At 68.0% G+C, this 15,690-nt stretch carries 14 protein-coding genes and 1 pseudogene; 9 read left to right on the top strand and 6 right to left on the bottom strand.

What is annotated here, in order from left to right; genetic code table 11:
* Nucleotides 1-62: 62 nt before the first annotated feature.
* Nucleotides 63-1,115 (top strand): alpha/beta hydrolase, encoded by a 1,053-nt coding sequence (locus tag Q9K23_RS06265; RefSeq protein WP_020790445.1) that lies wholly within the window; start codon nucleotides 63-65, stop codon nucleotides 1,113-1,115.
* 143 nt (nucleotides 1,116-1,258) lie between these two features.
* A complete protein-coding gene (locus tag Q9K23_RS06260) occupies nucleotides 1,259-2,737 on the top strand; it encodes an FAD-dependent oxidoreductase (protein ID WP_053776857.1) in 1,479 nt (492 codons plus the stop codon).
* 25 nt (nucleotides 2,738-2,762) lie between these two features.
* Here the strand turns inward: Q9K23_RS06260 and Q9K23_RS06255 are convergent, their stop codons facing one another.
* Nucleotides 2,763-3,482, bottom strand: coding sequence for a hypothetical protein (locus tag Q9K23_RS06255; RefSeq protein ID WP_053776856.1), 720 nt, complete (start codon nucleotides 3,480-3,482; stop codon nucleotides 2,763-2,765).
* A 156-nt stretch (nucleotides 3,483-3,638) separates the two neighbouring features.
* Between Q9K23_RS06255 and Q9K23_RS06250 the strand changes: the two genes are divergently transcribed.
* The 3 genes from Q9K23_RS06250 to Q9K23_RS06240 all read left to right on the top strand — a co-directional run bounded on the left by Q9K23_RS06250 (nucleotide 3,639) and on the right by Q9K23_RS06240 (nucleotide 6,147).
* On the top strand, nucleotides 3,639-4,589 hold the full coding sequence (locus Q9K23_RS06250) for an alpha/beta fold hydrolase (protein WP_020790305.1): 951 nt from the start codon (nucleotides 3,639-3,641) through the stop codon (nucleotides 4,587-4,589).
* Nucleotides 4,590-4,697: 108 nt separating this feature from the next.
* Nucleotides 4,698-5,345, top strand: a complete 648-nt coding sequence (locus Q9K23_RS06245) for an NAD(P)-binding oxidoreductase (RefSeq protein WP_020790307.1) — start codon at nucleotides 4,698-4,700, stop codon at nucleotides 5,343-5,345.
* 1 nt (nucleotide 5,346) lies between these two features.
* On the top strand, nucleotides 5,347-6,147 hold the full coding sequence (locus Q9K23_RS06240; protein ID WP_053776855.1) for an MBL fold metallo-hydrolase: 801 nt from the start codon (nucleotides 5,347-5,349) through the stop codon (nucleotides 6,145-6,147).
* Nucleotides 6,148-6,156: 9 nt separating this feature from the next.
* Here the strand turns inward: Q9K23_RS06240 and Q9K23_RS06235 are convergent, their stop codons facing one another.
* On the bottom strand, nucleotides 6,157-6,837 hold the full coding sequence (locus Q9K23_RS06235; protein ID WP_020790304.1) for a TetR/AcrR family transcriptional regulator: 681 nt from the start codon (nucleotides 6,835-6,837) through the stop codon (nucleotides 6,157-6,159).
* Between the two features lie 144 nt (nucleotides 6,838-6,981).
* Here Q9K23_RS06235 and Q9K23_RS06230 point away from each other — a divergent pair, with 144 nt between their 5' ends.
* The 3 genes and pseudogenes from Q9K23_RS06230 (at nucleotide 6,982) to Q9K23_RS06220 (ending at nucleotide 11,254) form a co-directional block, all read left to right on the top strand.
* Complete coding sequence (locus Q9K23_RS06230) at nucleotides 6,982-8,634, top strand: FAD-dependent monooxygenase (RefSeq protein WP_020790308.1); 1,653 nt, start codon at nucleotides 6,982-6,984, stop codon at nucleotides 8,632-8,634.
* Nucleotides 8,631-10,298, top strand: a pseudogene (locus tag Q9K23_RS06225) (FAD-binding dehydrogenase). The gene Q9K23_RS06230 and the pseudogene Q9K23_RS06225 overlap by 4 nt, the downstream one beginning before the upstream one ends.
* The gene (locus Q9K23_RS06220) at nucleotides 10,298-11,254 is read left to right on the top strand and encodes an MBL fold metallo-hydrolase (protein ID WP_187343530.1); all 957 of its coding nucleotides are present in this window, start codon (nucleotides 10,298-10,300) and stop codon (nucleotides 11,252-11,254) included. Before Q9K23_RS06225 ends, Q9K23_RS06220 begins: the two are co-directional and overlap by 1 nt.
* On the opposite strand, the gene Q9K23_RS06215 is transcribed toward Q9K23_RS06220, so the two are convergent.
* From Q9K23_RS06215 to Q9K23_RS06200, 4 genes are all read right to left on the bottom strand, one after another.
* On the bottom strand, nucleotides 11,201-11,971 hold the full coding sequence (locus tag Q9K23_RS06215) for a TetR/AcrR family transcriptional regulator C-terminal domain-containing protein (RefSeq protein ID WP_082365807.1): 771 nt from the start codon (nucleotides 11,969-11,971) through the stop codon (nucleotides 11,201-11,203). The two genes, Q9K23_RS06220 and Q9K23_RS06215, sit on opposite strands and share 54 nt — an antisense overlap.
* A 59-nt stretch (nucleotides 11,972-12,030) precedes the next feature.
* Complete coding sequence (locus Q9K23_RS06210; RefSeq protein WP_305950430.1) at nucleotides 12,031-13,620, bottom strand: zinc-binding dehydrogenase; 1,590 nt, start codon at nucleotides 13,618-13,620, stop codon at nucleotides 12,031-12,033.
* A gap of 346 nt (nucleotides 13,621-13,966) precedes the next feature.
* Nucleotides 13,967-14,290, bottom strand: a complete 324-nt coding sequence (locus Q9K23_RS06205; RefSeq protein WP_305950429.1) for an AzlD domain-containing protein — start codon at nucleotides 14,288-14,290, stop codon at nucleotides 13,967-13,969.
* Nucleotides 14,287-15,024 (bottom strand): AzlC family ABC transporter permease, encoded by a 738-nt coding sequence (locus tag Q9K23_RS06200; RefSeq protein WP_261977809.1) that lies wholly within the window; start codon nucleotides 15,022-15,024, stop codon nucleotides 14,287-14,289. Before Q9K23_RS06200 ends, Q9K23_RS06205 begins: the two co-directional genes overlap by 4 nt.
* Before the next feature lie 19 nt (nucleotides 15,025-15,043).
* Between Q9K23_RS06200 and Q9K23_RS06195 the strand changes: the two genes are divergently transcribed.
* The gene (locus Q9K23_RS06195; RefSeq protein WP_053776912.1) at nucleotides 15,044-15,667 is read left to right on the top strand and encodes an XRE family transcriptional regulator; all 624 of its coding nucleotides are present in this window, start codon (nucleotides 15,044-15,046) and stop codon (nucleotides 15,665-15,667) included.
* Nucleotides 15,668-15,690: the final 23 nt, after the last annotated feature.

Genomic DNA, 15,690 nt, shown 5'->3' with positions numbered 1-15,690 from the left:
TGCGTGTGGCCCAGCACGGGGAAGCGGGTCGGTGGTGCAGCTGATCTGGCACCATCGTCTCCGTGACCCGCACCGGCCCCACCCGAACCCTCGCCCGCGCAGCACTGATCGGTGGGCCCGTTCTCGTCGGAGCGGCGGCGGTGGCGCGATTCGCGGCGACCAATCTCTGCACATTCCGGCGGGACTGGTGGTCGGTGCTCGCCGCCGGGTACACCGAGAAACAGGTCGTCGTCGACGGTGTGGTGATCAACTACGGGGAGGGGCCGGCACGCGGGAAGCCGCCACTGCTGTTGATCCACGGGCAGGCGTCGGACTGGAAATCGTACGCTCCTGCGCTGCCCGAACTGGCCGCAATGTTTCACGTGTACGCCGTCGACGTCCCCGGCCACGGCGGCTCGGACCGGATCGCCGATGGCTACACCGCCACCGGAATCGGTGCGCTGCTGAAGCGATTCGTCGACGACGTGATCGGCGAACCGGTCGTCCTCTCCGGCCACTCCTCGGGTGGGCACCTCGCCGCATGGCTTGCCGCGAATGCTCCCGATGACGTCACCGCAGTCCTCCTCGAGGACCCGCCGATGTTCACCACACTGCTTCCGCGCGCCGAAAAGACGTGGAACTGGGTCGATCTGGCGACCTGCTGCCACTCGTTCCTCACCGCTGACGACACCGACTTCGTCCGCTACTACTGGGTCCACCAATACATGTGGAAATACTTCGGGGCCGGCGCCGACCGAATCCGCCGGCTCGGAACCAGATCCCGCGACCGGCATCCCGATCGTCCGCTCGCCCTGTGGTGGTGGCCGGTCAACAACCTGCTCCGCAGTATGCAGACCTACGACCCGGTATTCGGGGACGCGTTCTACACCGACAGGTGGGACGAGGGTTTCGACCATGAGTCGACATTGAAAGCTGTTGTTCAGCAGACGATCTACGTGCACACCGCAGTGGACTTCGACGGCGACATCCTCCGTGGGGCCGCCTCCGACGACGACGCGGCCCGGATCGCGCAGTTGCTCCCGAACGCGAGGCTGGTGCAGACCGACACCGGCCACGGCTTCCACGACGAGGACCCCGCGCACTTCGTACGGCTGCTGGACGAACTGCGTCGGTGAGGCCGGCGTTCACCGTTCCACATGAGATGACGCGCCAACACTGTTACGCTCCCCGAAATACTTGATCGAACGATCGACATCGGGGTCGAGGAATGCCCGTGTCCACGCGGGTGACAGGGTTGTGACGAGAGTGAGAGGTGAGCATGACTTCTGGTGTGACGCGGCGTCGATTCTTGTCGGGCAGTGCGATGGCGGCCGGGGCCGCGGCAGGTGCGATGACGTTCGGCCGGGGGTCGGCACAGGCTGCACCCGTCGACGGCGAGGTGGACGCGATCGTCGTCGGAGCCGGTCTTTCGGGTCTGGCCGCGGCGAAGTCTCTGGTCGAAGGCGGTGCGTCGGTCGTCGTCCTCGAAGCGCGTGACCGGCCGGGCGGTCGCGTCCACAACATCACCTCGCCCAAGCTGGGCGCCACCCTCGATGCCGGAGCCGAGTTCATCGGCCCGACCCAGAACCACATCGCCGCGCTCGCCAGGGAATACGGCGTCGCCACCCTTCCCACCTACAACACCGGCGACAGCATCTTCTTCGACGACGGTCGGGCACAACGGATGTCGGCGTCGGTTCCGTTGCCGCTGATCCCCGACATCGGGCAGGCCGGACCGGCACTGGCCCGCGCCCAGGCCGACGCGCTCGCCGGGTTCCCGGTGGGGGAGCCGTGGAAGCATCCGCATGCGCGCTACCTGGACTCGCTGACCTGGAAGCAGTACACCGACCAGATGGTCTCCACCCAGTCGGCCCGCGACCTGATGCAGATCGCGATGTCGGCGCCGTTGTCGGTGCGACCGGACGAGGTGTCGGCGCTGTACTTCCTCAACTACATCGCCGCATCCGGCGACGAGAACAATCCCGGCACGCTGATCCGACTGCTCAGTACCGACGACGGCGCACAGGAGCGGCTCTTCGTCGGCGGTGCCGCACAGATCCCGCTGCGCATGGCCAAGGCGCTCGGTGACCGCGTGGTCTACAATGCTCCGGTCCGCTCGATCTCGTGGAACGGCAAGCGGGCCACGGTATCCAGTGATCAGGGCACCTTCACCGGGCGCCGCGTCGTCGTCGCCATGTCGCCGGCCATCAGCGGCCAGATCGACTACCGGCCCGGCCTGTCGGCGGCCCGTAAGGGGCTGCACCGCGGCTATCACATGGGTGCGGTCAGCAAGTTCGCCGCGCTCTATCCCACGGCGTTCTGGCGCAAGAAGGGGCTCTCGGGCCAGGTCTACGGCGACGGCCGGCCGATCGACGTGACCTTCGAGTCCTACACCGAGGGTCACCACATCCTGATGGGCTTCATCTCCGCCGACGCCATGCGCCGCCTCGACCACCAGCCCGAGTCGGTGCTGGTGCGCGAGTGTATCGAGAACTTCGTCGACTACTTCGGCCCCGAGGCCCGCGACTACCTCGACCATGGCGTCTTCAAGTGGGATCTCGAACCGTGGTCCAAGGGCGGACCGGTGGCGGTCAGCTCGCCGGGCACCCTCACCCAGTACGGGCCCGCCCTGCGCGATCCGGTGGGCCCGGTCCACTGGGCCGGCACCGAGACCGCCGACTACTGGACCGGCTACATGGACGGTGCGGTGCGCTCCGGGCAGCGCGCGGCCCGCGAGGTCCTCGGCGTGCTGTCGTGAGATCCGCGCGCGCCGGGCTCGGAGGTCAGGCGACCGTCGCGATCCCGAGGCTCGGGAAGAAGTAGCAGGTGGCATCGCCCTTCTTGATCGATCCGTAGATCGCCGAGAGCACCGTGCCCTGACCGGTCGCGACGATCCCGCCGCGAACACCGTTGGACGGGATCACATTGAGCTTCGACTTGAACTCGGTGAGTAGCGGGTTCGACGCGGAGATGCCGGCACGTGCGGCGACGGCGTCGACCAGTACGTCGGTGAGTCCGCCCATGGGCGCGCCGAGACCGCCCTGGAAGGTGTTCACGTTCAGCCAGGCGACCTGCATCCCGGACTTGTCGCCGGAGTCGTCGAAGGTCCCGACCGGTACGAACCCGTACAGGATCTCGCCGGCCCGGACGGCATTGAGGTCGACGCCGAGGATGGTCAGGTCCTTGACGAGCGGCGTGTACGGGCCGGGAATCGCGCCGCCGATCGCCGACGGGAAGGTGAAGTCGGTGCACGCACCGATGGTGGGCGTGAACGGGGTGATGCCCAGCTGGTCGAGTAGGGCGTTCGCCGCCTCGATGCCGTCGATCGCGCCGGCGGCCTGCGTCGGCGACGGCGTGATCGCGTCGAGGGCGCGTTTGGCGGCCAGCGCTTCGGCCGAGACCGGCGGGGCGGCGTCGGCGGTGGCGGGTGCGATGAGTGCACCGCCGACCAGCGCGACGGACGCCGCGGCCGCGACCAGCATGTGGCGAAGAGTCGATTTCATGATGGACCTCCATGGGTGATGACCTCGACCCCCGATCGAGAGTTATTGTGGCCCTGTATCGGGCGTCCTCGGGGCGAAATCGGGTGAAACCGGACGGTTTGCGACCGATTCCTGGAAACGTCTCATCGTTTGGAGGAGCAGTTGTAGCTTCGGATCATGAGAACCAGGGGGATCCTCATCGCCGTCCTGTCCGCTCTTGCCGCGATAGCGGCGCTCGTCGGACCGGGTGGCGGTGTGGCCCGTGCCGATCTGCCGGTCCAGTACAGCTTCCTGAGTGGTATCCCGGGCGAGCTGACCCATCCGGGCGGATCGCTGCCCGGTTCCAACGACTTTCACTGCAAGCCATCCGCCGAGCATCCCAATCCGGTTGTGCTGGTGCATGGTACGGGCGGATCGCAGCAGACCAATTGGGGTACCTATGTCCCGCTGCTGAAGAACGAGGGGTACTGCGTCTTCGCGCTCACCTACGGTCAGATCACCGGCGCGCCATGGCCGATCAGTGCCATCGGCGGAATGGGGCCGATGCAGGATTCGGCAGCCGAACTCGGCCGCTACGTCGACAAGGTCCTCGCCGCCACCGGTGCGGAGAAGGTCGACATCGTCGGACATTCGCAGGGAACGGCGATACCGGACTACTACGCCAAATATCTCGGCGGCGCCGACAAGATCGACAAATACGTCTCCCTGGCGCCACTGTGGAACGGGACCAACACCTTTGGCGCAGGACTGTTGCTACCGCTCGTCCGGCAACTCGGGGTCAGTGCCGAACAGCTGCCGATCTGCCAGGCGTGCGGGCAATTCGACCCGAAGTCGCCGTTCGTGACCGAACTGCGCGCCGGTGGTGTCTACCTGCCGCACATCACCTACACCAACATCGCCACCCGCTACGACGAACTCGTCGTGCCCTACACGTCCGGGCTGGAGCCGGGCGGCGCGAACGTGCACAACATCGTCGTGCAGGACGGATGCCCCGTCGACTACTCCGAGCACGCCGGTGTCGCCGGGTCGCGACGGGCCGCGTTCTTCGTGCTCAATGCCCTCGATCCAGATCATCCGAGACCGGTCCCGTGTGATCGGGCCGCACCGATCACCGGCAGTCCGTTCTAGCGGGCGTGCCACCCGCGCCTGCGGGGTGAGCGGCTCCGTCCCCGTCCGGCCCCGACCCGATTAGCCTACGATGTAGGTTATTCAGGTGTCGATCGGAAGGGGAACCGCATGAAGATCACGATCCTGGGTGCCACCGGCAATGTCGGGTCGGCGACGATGCGCGAGGCCGTCGCCGCCGGACACGAGGTGGTCGCCTATGTCCGACGACCCGATGCGGTCGAGAAGCTTCCAGGGGTCACGGTGGTCGCCGGTGACGTCGACGATCCGATCGGTCTGGCGGCGGCGATCAGGGGCGCCGATGCGGTGATCGCGGCGGTCACCGGTCCCACCAAGGACACCACGTTCACCCAGCGGACGCTGCCCGCCATCGTCGCCGCCATGGAGCAGGCCGGCGTCGCCCGGCTGGTCCAGGTCTCGGCCTTCGGCGTCGGCGACACCGCCGACAAGGCGTCCTGGTTGGCGCGCCTGATCTACCGCACCGTGCTCGGCAAGTTCTTCGCCGACAAGGCCGCCGCCGAAGGTGTCCTCACGGATTCGACGCTCGACTGGGTCATCGTCTACCCGGTCAACCTGAAGAAGGGCGCTGCCGTGAAGGACTGGGCGGCACTGCCTCTCGAGAGAGTTGCCCGGGTTCCGGGATTGCCGACACTGCCGTTTGCCAATGTGGCCGCGACGTTGGTGGAACTCGCCGGGAGTACGCGCCTCGATGCGCGCCGTATCCTCGTCACCACGGCATCCGGGTGGAAGGGGAACTGACATGAAAGTCCATCACCTCAACTGCGGAACCATGCATCCATACGCGGTTCCCGACGGATTGGTCTGTCACGTCCTGCTCGTGGAGACCGACGACGGCCTCGCCCTGGTGGACTCGGGTTTCGGTCTGCTCGACGGTCTGCAGTGGAAGACCCGGATGGGCTCGACCAGCCGATTTCTGCGCCCCGAGTACGCCGACGCCGAGACCGCGATCCGGCAGGTCGAGGCCCTCGGATACGACCCACACGATGTCCGCGATATCGTCCTGACCCACTTCGACGGTGATCACATCGGCGGTGTCGACGATTTCCCGTGGGCGCGTGTGCATCTCACCGCCGATGAGGTCGTTGCCGCCCGGGCCCGTGCCACCCTCGTCGAAAAGCGCCGCTACCGGGAGGGGTTCATCGACGAGCTGACCGTGGTCGGTCACTCGCCGAGCGCCGCCGAACCCTGGCGGGGATTCCCCGCCGCGACCGAACTGACCGACATCGCCCCCGGAATCGTGCTCATCGCCCTTCCCGGGCATTCTCGCGGTCACGCCGCGGTGGCCGTCGACGCAGGCGATCACTGGACCCTGCATGTCGGGGACAGCTTCTATCACCACGGTCAGGTCGACCGAACCGGCGGCGTCCCGGTGGCGTTGCGCGTGATGGAGTCCCTGGTCGCCCGCGACCGCGCCAGGGTTCGGGCCAATCATGAACGGCTGAGCGAACTCTGGGCCGAACACGACGCCGACCTCATCCTGGTGAACGCGCACGATCCCACGCTGCTGCGGGCTGCGCAGGTCGCCGCGGGCCGTCCGTAGGCGTCCGCTTCAGTCCGCCTCGCCGATATGCCTGTGCCGCCGGAATGCGGCCACGACGCCATCGGCAACACGGTGTGCGATCTCGTCCGGCCCGTACTCGAACCGGGTCGGCTGATCCGGCCCGAAGATCAGGTCCTGCTGCAGGATTGCCAACGCCGTGCGAACGGCGAAGTCCAGATCGCGTGCGGCGGCATCGTCCTCGTCGGGATGGGCGGCGGTGCCGTCGACTCCGATCGAGTGGTGCAGCGCTGTCGCCAGTCGGCGCGAGATCTGCTTGGTGAGTTCGGAGGCGCGTCGATAGACCGTCGGATTGTCCGACAGCAACATGCTGCGCAACAGCCGATGGTTGGTTCGGTAGAGCTCTGTCCACTCGGCGACCTCATGCCGAATGAACGCCTCGTCGTCGGCATCGATGCCGGTGATGGCGCCGGTCGGGCTCGTTGCAGTCTCCGCTGCGCGTCTGATGAAACGCGCGTGGAGCTCGAGTAGCAACGCCGTCTTGTCCGAGAATCGAGCGTAGATCGCGGGCGGTGCACATCCTGCCTTCGCCGAGATCTCGGCGATGGTGATCTCCTCGAACGGCTTCTCGGCCAGGAGTTCCTCGGTGGTCGTGACGATCCGCTCCATGGTGGCGCGGCTTCGGGCCTGCCGCGGCGCGATGACCTGGGTGTCGGTGGCTCGCTGTGCCATAGCGCCACTCTAGATCACCGGGGGGTTGACTAAAACAGTAGTGTCACTACAGTATGGCGTGACGGGGATCTCACGGTTCTGAGATCCGTGGCTGCCCAGCTGAATTGCCGGGTCGATTCGTGACGACAACAAGGTGGTGAACTGATGACACACGCGGTCATCGTGGTGGGTGCCGGTCCCGTCGGTCTGGGTGCTGCACTGGAACTGGCACGATTCGGCGTCCCGACCGTCGTTCTCGAAGCGCGCGACCGGCCGTCGGGGCATCCCAAGACGCGGAACTTCAACACCCGCACCATGGAGATCGCCCGCGGGTGGGGCACGCTGGTCTACCACCGCTTCCGTTCGGTCGACACCCCGCCCGGGTGGAAGAGCCCGATCCGGTTCTTCGACACCGTGACCGGCCGGGAGTTCGGGTCCATCGACAGCCGTGGCTTCGCCGGTCCCGGCCCGTCGGTCAGCCCGGCATTGCCGGTGATGTCCTCACAGGACCTGCTCGAATCCATCCAGCGTGACGCCGCGCGCGCCACCGGACTGGTCGACCTCCGGTTCGGCCACCGGGTGACGCATGTGGAGCGCGGAATGGCGGACGCCGACGCCGACGCCGCGGTGCTGGTCACCACCTCCGGCGGTGAAACCTATGAGCTCACCGACGCGGCGATCGTGGCGGCCGACGGTGTGGACAGCTTCGTCCGGTCCTGCGTGGGTGCTGAACTCGAAGGCCCGCAGAACATCCACCACTTCGTCAACTGCTACTTCCATGCACCACTCGAACAGCACGTCGCCGACCGCACGGGAGTGCTCCTCTACGTGGCCAACCCGGACGCATACGGGGTGCTGCAGCCCCTCGACGCAGCAGGCCGATGGCTGTGCCAGATCACCGTCAGAGCCGACGACTGGGATCGGGAACGATGGCCGGCGCAGCGGGTCGTCGACTGGGTCCGGGCGGCCGTCGGTGTCGACGACGTCGAGGTGGACGTACGCAGTGTCGGGACCTGGCGGATGAACGTCACCATCGCCGACCGGTTCGTCCACGGCCGTGTGGTCCTGTGCGGCGATGCGGCACACCAGTTCCCGCCGACCGGTGGCCTGGGTGTGAACACCGGTCTGCAGGGGATGCACAACGCGATGTGGAAACTTGCGATGGTCGTCCTGGGGCATGCCGACCACTCCTTGCTCGCCACCTACGACGACGAACGCCGTGCACCTGCGCGACGGACCGCCGATCAGAGCTACGTCAACTTCCAGAACGTCACCCGCATCGGTGCCGCCGAATACGGTCTCGGCGACTCCGGGCTGACGGCCGCGGAGGTCATCGCCGAGACACGAAGGTACGGAAACCATCTCGGCGTCGAGTTCGGAACACACTACACCTCGGATGCAGTCGTCCCCGACGGATCGTCACCGCCGGGTGTCGATGACGACTACTCCGACTACCAGCCGTCCGCGGTGCCCGGTTGCCGTGCCCCGCATGTGTGGCTCGGCCGCGACCGGGAGGTCTCGACGCTGGACCTGTTCGGCGCCGGGTTCACCGTACTGACCGGTCCGGACGGTCCGGAATGGCATACCGCCGTTGCACAACTGCGGGCAGACCGTCGGGTTCCGGTGGTCGGCTACACCATCGGCTCGGTGGGCCTCACCGACACCGGGGACTTCTTCGGCGCGTACGGGATCGGCGCAGCCGGGGCCGTGCTGGTGCGACCCGACGGCTACATCGCCTGGCGTTCACCGGAAGGATCGCTACGCGGCGGAGGCGAACTCATCGATGCGGTGGACAAGATCCTGGGAGGACGTGCATGAGTGACGTGATCGTGGTGGGTGCGGGGCTGGCCGGACTGGTCGCCGCACACGAACTCACCTCCCGCGGAAGGTCGGTCACCCTGGTCGACCAGGAGAACGCGCACAACCTCGGCGGCCAGGCATTCTGGTCGTTCGGTGGACTGTTCCTGGTGGACTCGCCCGAACAACGACGGCTGCGGGTACGCGATTCGTTCGAACTCGCCTGGAACGACTGGCTCGGCAGCGCGGGATTCGACCGCCTCGACGACGAGGACCGGTGGGCTCACCGCTGGGCCCGGGCCTACGTGGAATTCGCTGCAGGGGAGAAACGTTCGTGGATCGCCGAGCAGGGGATCGAGCTGACACCGATAGTCGGCTGGGCCGAACGAGGAGATCTCACCGCAGGTGGTCACGGCAACTCCGTCCCCCGGTTCCACGTCGCATGGGGCACCGGGACCGGTGTGGTCGCCCCGTTCGTGGCCAGTGCGCAGCGGGCCGGCGACCAGGGGCTGCTCACGTTCTGTCATCGGCATCGGGTGGACGAGCTGATCGTCGACCAGGGGGCGGTCACCGGGGTCCGCGGCCGGATTCTCGCACCCGACGACGCACCCCGTGGCGCGCCATCCACCCGCGACGAGATCGGCGACTTCGAGCTGCATGCGCAGGCCGTCATCGTCACCACAGGCGGGATCGGGGCGAATCATGATCTGGTGCGCCGATTCTGGCCGGAACGGATGGGAACGGCACCGCGCCACATGATCTCCGGGGTCCCCGCCTATGTGGACGGCCGCGGGCTGGAGATCGCGGCGCGAGGCGGTGCTCGCCTGGTCAACCGGGATCGGATGTGGCACTACACCGAAGGACTGCACAACTGGAATCCGATCTGGCCCGCGCACGGCATCCGAATCCTGCCCGGGCCGTCGTCGCTGTGGCTGGATGCGCTCGGCCGGCGGTTGCCCGCGCCGTGTTTTCCCGGCTATGACACCGTCGGTACGCTGCAGTACCTGCGCACCGCCGACGGCCTCGCCGAGCACGATCATTCCTGGTTCGTCCTCACGCGACGGATTCTGGAGAAGGAGTTCGCATTGTCGGGGTCGGAACAGAATCCGGATATCACCGGCGGCAGCAAACGGGAGGTGATGCGTTCCCGGCTCGCCCGCGGCATCCCCGGTCCGGTGAAGGACTTCCAAGAGCAGGGTGCCGACTTCGTCACCGCCGGCACGATCGAGGAGCTGGTGGCGGGGATGAACGCGCTCACCGAGCAGCCGCTCCTCGACGCCGTCACCGTCCGTGAACAGATCGAGCAGCGAGATCTGCAAGTGGCCAATCCGTTTGCCCGGGATGCGCAGATCCAGGGCATCCACAACTCGCGGCGCTATCTCGGTGACCGGCTCAGCCGGACCACGGCGCCACATCGACTGCTCGACCCGGACAACGGTCCGCTGATCGGGGTCAAACTCCACACCCTGACCCGAAAAACGCTGGGCGGCATCCAGACCGATCTCGACTCTCGGGCACTTGGGGCCGACGGCGAACCCGTCGACGGGCTGTACGCCGCCGGTGAGGTCGCCGGCTTCGGCGGTGGGGGAGTCCACGGATAGAACGCACTCGAGGGCACGTTCCTCGGTGGCTGTCTGCTGTCGGGGCGGCAGGCCGGTCGCGCCGCGGCGCGGAGTGTGCTCTGATGGCCGCGCCGGGACTGTTCACCATGCTCCGCGGCCTCCGGGCCCCGTCCCTGGCCCCGTGGAGACATCTCGAATCACCGCCGGCGGCAGCGGGTTCCGCGGGAGGGGTGCAGGTTCGGTTCCTCGGCGTGTCGACGTTGCTGCTGACCGACGGCACCAGCACGATCCTCACCGACGGATTCTTCACGCGGCCGGGTCTCGTGCGGGTGCGCGCCGGCCGTGTCCGCCCCGACCGCACCGTGATCCGCGCCGCGCTCGACCGCTTCGGGATCGGTACGGTCGACGCCGTGTTCGTGGTGCACTCGCACTACGACCATGCCCTCGATTCGGCCGACGTCGCCGAGATGACCGGGGCCCGCCTGCTCGGCTCGGCCTCGATGCGCAACATCGCGCGGGGGCATGGCTTCCCCGATGATCGTTTCGACCTCGTCGCCCTCGGTGAACCACGTCGGATCGGAGCGTTCACGCTGACCGCGCTACCGGCCGAGCACAGTCCGGGTGACCTCGCACCCGGATCGATCGATGCGCCGATGTCGCCGGGCGCCAAGGCCACCGACTACCGGACCGGGGACTGCTACACACTGCACATCGAGCACCACGGGCGGGAGCTGATGATCCACGCCAGCGCCAACATGCGGGCCGGTGCGATCACCGGACGCCACGCCGAGACCGTCTATCTCGGCATCGGGGTACTCGGCAAACAGACCCTGGGCTTGCGGGATGCGTACTGGCAGACCTTCGTCACCGACACCGGTGCCCGCACGGTGATCCCGATCCACTGGGACAACTTCACCCGCGGGCTGGACCGGCCACTCACACCGCTGCCGGAGTTCTTCGACGACTTCACCACGAGTATGGAGTTCCTGACCTCGCGAGCCGATGGCGAGGGAGTGCGACTCGAGCTACCGGTGCTCGGACGGGTCACCGATCCCTTCGTCGAGACGTACTCGTCCTGAGTGGGATTCGGGATCTCGGTCCGACCCCGACCGGGGTCGCATCCGCTCGAGCGCGTCGAGCATGATGTGCAGGCCGAACTCGAACTCCGCCTCGTGATCGCACACCGCGAGATCGGCTGCTGCGGTGGCGACGGCGGGCAGCCCCGATGCGGCCAGATCGGCCCGACGCTGCTCGCCGGCCACCGGATCGCCGACGCCGAAGGTGGGGCCGGCATCCACTTCACGGAGCAGCGTGCCGAGCAGGAAGGCCAGCGCGGTACGCATCGCATGCACTGCCTGATCTGTGGGAAACCCTTGGGCCAGTAGTGGTTCGAGTACCGCTTCGATGGGTGCCAGCGCGGCCCGTGAGGTGAGCTGGCGGGTGAGCACGACCGGCGCGGCCTTCGGATGCTGGAGCATCGCCTGCCGGAACTCCCGCGCGCGCATCTCGATGTCGGCGCGGGGATCTCCCGACGACGACGTGCCGGCGAGCTCGGCCAGCAGGAGTTCGGCGAGCCCGTCGAGGATTCCGTCCTTGCCGTCGACGTGGTTGTAGAGGCTCATCGGATCGACGTCGAGCTCCTTGGCCACCCGGCGCATCGTGATCGCGTCGAGTCCCTCGGCGTCGACGATGGCCAGGGCGGTGTGCAGGACGCGATCGCGCGTGAGGGCCTTGCGGCTGCCGCGGGGCGGGCGGCCACGGCGTTTGGCGGGAGCAGGCTCAGGCGCGGAATCCACCCGACCAGTCTGCCCGACCCGCCTCACGCCGCGCCCGTCTGCTCGGCCGCCGGGCGCGATCAGCCCAGTGCCGCCATGATCTCGGCAAGAGCCGCCGGATCACCGCCGACCAGGTTCGCGTCGATCTCCTGGATCGGGTTGGACCCGTCCCAGTTGTCGGCGGCCAGCCTGACCAGGTCGAACACGAACTTCTTGGTGCCGCCGACGTCGGAGATCTCCACCACCGTTCCCGGATGATGCTCGGTCTCGAAGTAGGCGAAGCGGCCGTCGGCACCACCGATCTGGCCTTCCTGACCGACGGTGAAACCCGCGGCCAGGGCGCGGTCGTAGAGGCCTTGGTAGTCCTCGGTCCAGTACGCCAGGTGTTGCACGCCCTCGTTTCCCGCCGCGAGGAAGTCGCGGTACATCGACGGGGCGTCGCCGACGGGACAGATCAGTTCGATCTGCACGCCACCGCTGTTGGCGATGGCCACGTCCATCGCCATGTCCGACCGTTCGCCGCGATAGGTGAAGTTCTGTGGCCGAACACCTTTCAGGTAGAACCAGGGTCCGACCCCGGTGGCGAGAAAGCCGCGCATGGATGCCTCCACGTCGCGGACGACGTAGCCGATCTGGGCGATGCCACCGAAGATGGTGGCCACCGGGTCCGGGGCCGGATCGGGGGTGGTGTGTGCGGCCGAGAAGTCGAGCACCACCTTCCCGACGCCCTGCCCGGACCGCAGGTGCTGGGCTGCCGCGAGTGCGTCGTCGGCGTCGAAGACCCGATCCAGACGCGGGGAGATCGCCCGGCTCTCGACGGCGGGCAGGACGTGTGCGGTCAGGGCGCCGACGACCGCGGCGAGCTCGGCCCGGGTGCGGATGGAGAAGGTGGTGCCGAGCAGCCGCTGGCGCCGGAACGCGACGGTGTCGAGGTCGAGCTCGGTGCCCGTACTGGCGAGGCGTCCGATGCTGACGATGGTGCCGCCGATCGCGGTGGCCGCGGGCAGCGCGGCGAACAGCGAGCCGCCGACGTGGTCGAGGGTGATGGTCGCTCCGGCGCCGTCGGTGGCGGCGAGGACCACCTCCGCGAGATCTTCGGTTCGCGTGTTCACGGTGACGTCGGCGCCGGCGTCGACGAGGGCCTGGCGTTTGGCGTCGGTGGTCGTCGTCGCGATCACGGTGGAGGCGCCGAGGGCCTTGGCCATCTGTACCCCGATCAGCCCGATCGACGAGGTGGCGCCGACGATCAGGACCGAATCGCCCGCGGTGAAGCCGGCCTGTGTGACCAGCGCGTCGTGCTCGGTGATCAGCCCGACCGGTAGCGAGGCGGCCTCGGTGAAGTCGAGGCCGTGGGGGATCGGGACGACCAGGCGCGGATCGCAGATCGCGGTGTCGGCGAAGGCGCCGACGGTGATGCCCATGACCGGGGTGCCCGCGGGCAGGTCCGGGCTCAGCAGGCTGCCGTTCTCGACCACCCCGGCCACCTCCATACCCGCGGTGAACGGTCCGTCGCCCTGGGAGTTGGCGGTATAGGTGCCCTCGAGGGCGTAGAGATCGGCCCGGTTGACCCCGGCGGCCATCACCCGGATCCGGAGCGCGCCGAGCTGTTCGGGAGGTGCGATGTCCTCGCGGACCCAGTCCGGGCCCTTCCCGCCGATGAGTGCACGCATGGTGTTACCCGCTTTCGTCGTCGACGTCGGACTCCCGGCGTCGGATCTGTCAGACAGGTCACAGAATAAACCTACTGCGTAGGTATTAACAGAGGCGCGAATCGTCGTCGTGTTCAGAAACCAGGGGAAGCTCGACCGTTCAGAAACCAGGGGAAACCGACCGTTCAGAAACTAGGGGAAGCTCGCCTTCCCCTGGTTTCGTCACCGTCCCCGAGTTGCAACACGGGGATGGTGACGAAAGTCGGGGAAGGTTCACTTTCCCTGGTTTCGGCAAAGCGGCCGGGAGGGTCGACGAACGGGCGTCGGAGGCGCGACCTTCCCCGACTTTCGGGACCTTCCCCGACTTTCAGGCGATGCCGACAGCGCGTAGGCCGGCGGCGGTCGCGGCGGCGAGGATGACGACCGCCGCGATGGGTGCCCGGCAGATCGCGGCGATCACGCCGACGGCGACACCGGCGGGGCGAGCCCAGCCGGCGAAGTCGTGGCCGGCGTAGATCGCGCCGGTGGCGGCGACGGCGAGCAGCAACACGACAGCGGCGCGGTCCATGAGTGCGGCAATCCTCGGCGACACCGACATCCGGCTGCGCAGTGCGGGGCCGGCGATCCGCAGCAGGTAGGTGCCGAGGGCGAGGGTGGCGACGCCGATCACCACCGACATGCTGTGGCTCATCCGATCTCCTCCTCGACCTTTTCGTCAGAACTTCTGTGCGCGTTGCCCATTCGTACGGTGAGCAGAACGCCGACCAGCGCGATCAGCACCGGCACGCCCGGTGGGACGAACGGCACGGCGGCCAGTGCGGCACCGGTGCCGATCAGCGCTGCTGTGGCGGTGGACTTCTCGCGCAGTGCCGGGATCGCGAGTGCGGCGAGTAGCGCGGGGAACGCGGCGTCGAGGCCCAGGACGTCCGGGTCGGCCACCATACTGCCGAGCAGTGCGCCGAGTGCGGCCCCGGCCGGCCAGCAGGCCAGGATGCCCACGCCGCACACGAAGAACACCGCACGTGCCCGACGCCGGTCGGTCTCCGGTGCGGTCAGTGCGGCGGTCTCGTCGTTGATCAGATGGGCGCCGATCAGCATCGACGGTCCGCGGTCGAGGTGACGGCCCACGGCGAGGCCGTATCCGAGGTTGCGGGTGTTGACCAGCAGTCCGGCGGCGGCGCCGAGCAGGGGTGCGCCACCGGCGGCGAGCACGGCGACGAAGACGAACTCCGACGATCCGGCCAGGACCACCACCGCGATGATCGTCAGCTGCCACCAGCTCAGCCCCGCGCCGTGGCCGGACACCCCGTACGACATCCCGATCACCATCACCGACAGGCACATCACCGCCACGGTGCGAATGGTGGCGCCGTCGAGATCGCGCCAGGGGGCGCGCACGGCAAGTGTTCTGTCCGGCGAACGCATGTCTACTAGAATGAACACCATGACAGGTGTTCGTCAAGATGGACGATCGTCCGGCGAACCGGACGATCCGGCTGTACGGACCGATCCGAGGCAACAGCTCGACCCGAAACAGCTCGTGGCTGCCGGTCTTCGGCGCGAGCGGGCGCGGGCGGGGCTCTCGCTCGGCGAGCTGGCGCGGCGGGCGGGTGTCGGCAAGTCGACGCTCTCCCAACTCGAGTCCGGCGTCGGCAATCCCAGCGTGGAGACGATGTGGGCGCTCAGTACCGCGCTGGGCATCCAGTTCTCGGCCCTGCTCGACGCACCCGAACCACGCGTCGAGGTGATCCGCGCAGGGGAGGGGCCGGTGATCGCGGCCGCCGACGCCGACTACCTGACCACTCTGCTGTCGTCGGCGCGGCCCGGGTCGCGGCGCGATCTCTATCTGATCCGGGCCGAGCCGGACTCGCCGCGCCGGTCGCTGCCGCACGCTCGCGGCATCGTCGAGCACGTGGTGCTCAGTGCGGGGCGGGCGCTGGTGGGGCCGGTCGACGATCCGGTCGAACTCGCACCGGGTGACTACATCTGCTATCCCGGCGATCTCCCGCACATCTTCGACGCACAGGAATCCGGCACCGTCGCGGTGCTGATCAGCGAGGCCTTCTGATCCGGCGAGGCCGTCCGGCCGTC

The organism is Gordonia sp. NB41Y, from assembly GCF_030718915.1.
GTDB classification, from domain to species: Bacteria; Actinomycetota; Actinomycetes; order Mycobacteriales; family Mycobacteriaceae; genus Gordonia; species Gordonia desulfuricans.
The sequence above is the reverse complement of the archived record's forward strand: the minus strand, read 5'-3'. Positions and strand labels throughout refer to the sequence as shown.

What these genes read in the sequence shown, in the direction of transcription:
- Q9K23_RS06260 (WP_053776857.1), top strand. Translation starts at nt 1,259, where the DNA reads ATGACTTCTGGTGTGACGCGGCGTCGATTCTTGTCGGGCAGTGCGATG.
- Q9K23_RS06255 (WP_053776856.1), bottom strand. Translation starts at nt 3,482, where the DNA reads ATGAAATCGACTCTTCGCCACATGCTGGTCGCGGCCGCGGCGTCCGTC.
- Q9K23_RS06250 (WP_020790305.1), top strand. Translation starts at nt 3,639, where the DNA reads ATGAGAACCAGGGGGATCCTCATCGCCGTCCTGTCCGCTCTTGCCGCG.
- Q9K23_RS06245 (WP_020790307.1), top strand. Translation starts at nt 4,698, where the DNA reads ATGAAGATCACGATCCTGGGTGCCACCGGCAATGTCGGGTCGGCGACG.
- Q9K23_RS06240 (WP_053776855.1), top strand. Translation starts at nt 5,347, where the DNA reads ATGAAAGTCCATCACCTCAACTGCGGAACCATGCATCCATACGCGGTT.
- Q9K23_RS06235 (WP_020790304.1), bottom strand. Translation starts at nt 6,837, where the DNA reads ATGGCACAGCGAGCCACCGACACCCAGGTCATCGCGCCGCGGCAGGCC.
- Q9K23_RS06230 (WP_020790308.1), top strand. Translation starts at nt 6,982, where the DNA reads ATGACACACGCGGTCATCGTGGTGGGTGCCGGTCCCGTCGGTCTGGGT.
- Q9K23_RS06220 (WP_187343530.1), top strand. Translation starts at nt 10,298, where the DNA reads ATGGCCGCGCCGGGACTGTTCACCATGCTCCGCGGCCTCCGGGCCCCG.
- Q9K23_RS06210 (WP_305950430.1), bottom strand. Translation starts at nt 13,620, where the DNA reads ATGCGTGCACTCATCGGCGGGAAGGGCCCGGACTGGGTCCGCGAGGAC.
- Q9K23_RS06205 (WP_305950429.1), bottom strand. Translation starts at nt 14,290, where the DNA reads ATGAGCCACAGCATGTCGGTGGTGATCGGCGTCGCCACCCTCGCCCTC.
- Q9K23_RS06200 (WP_261977809.1), bottom strand. Translation starts at nt 15,024, where the DNA reads ATGCGTTCGCCGGACAGAACACTTGCCGTGCGCGCCCCCTGGCGCGAT.
- Q9K23_RS06195 (WP_053776912.1), top strand. Translation starts at nt 15,044, where the DNA reads ATGACAGGTGTTCGTCAAGATGGACGATCGTCCGGCGAACCGGACGAT.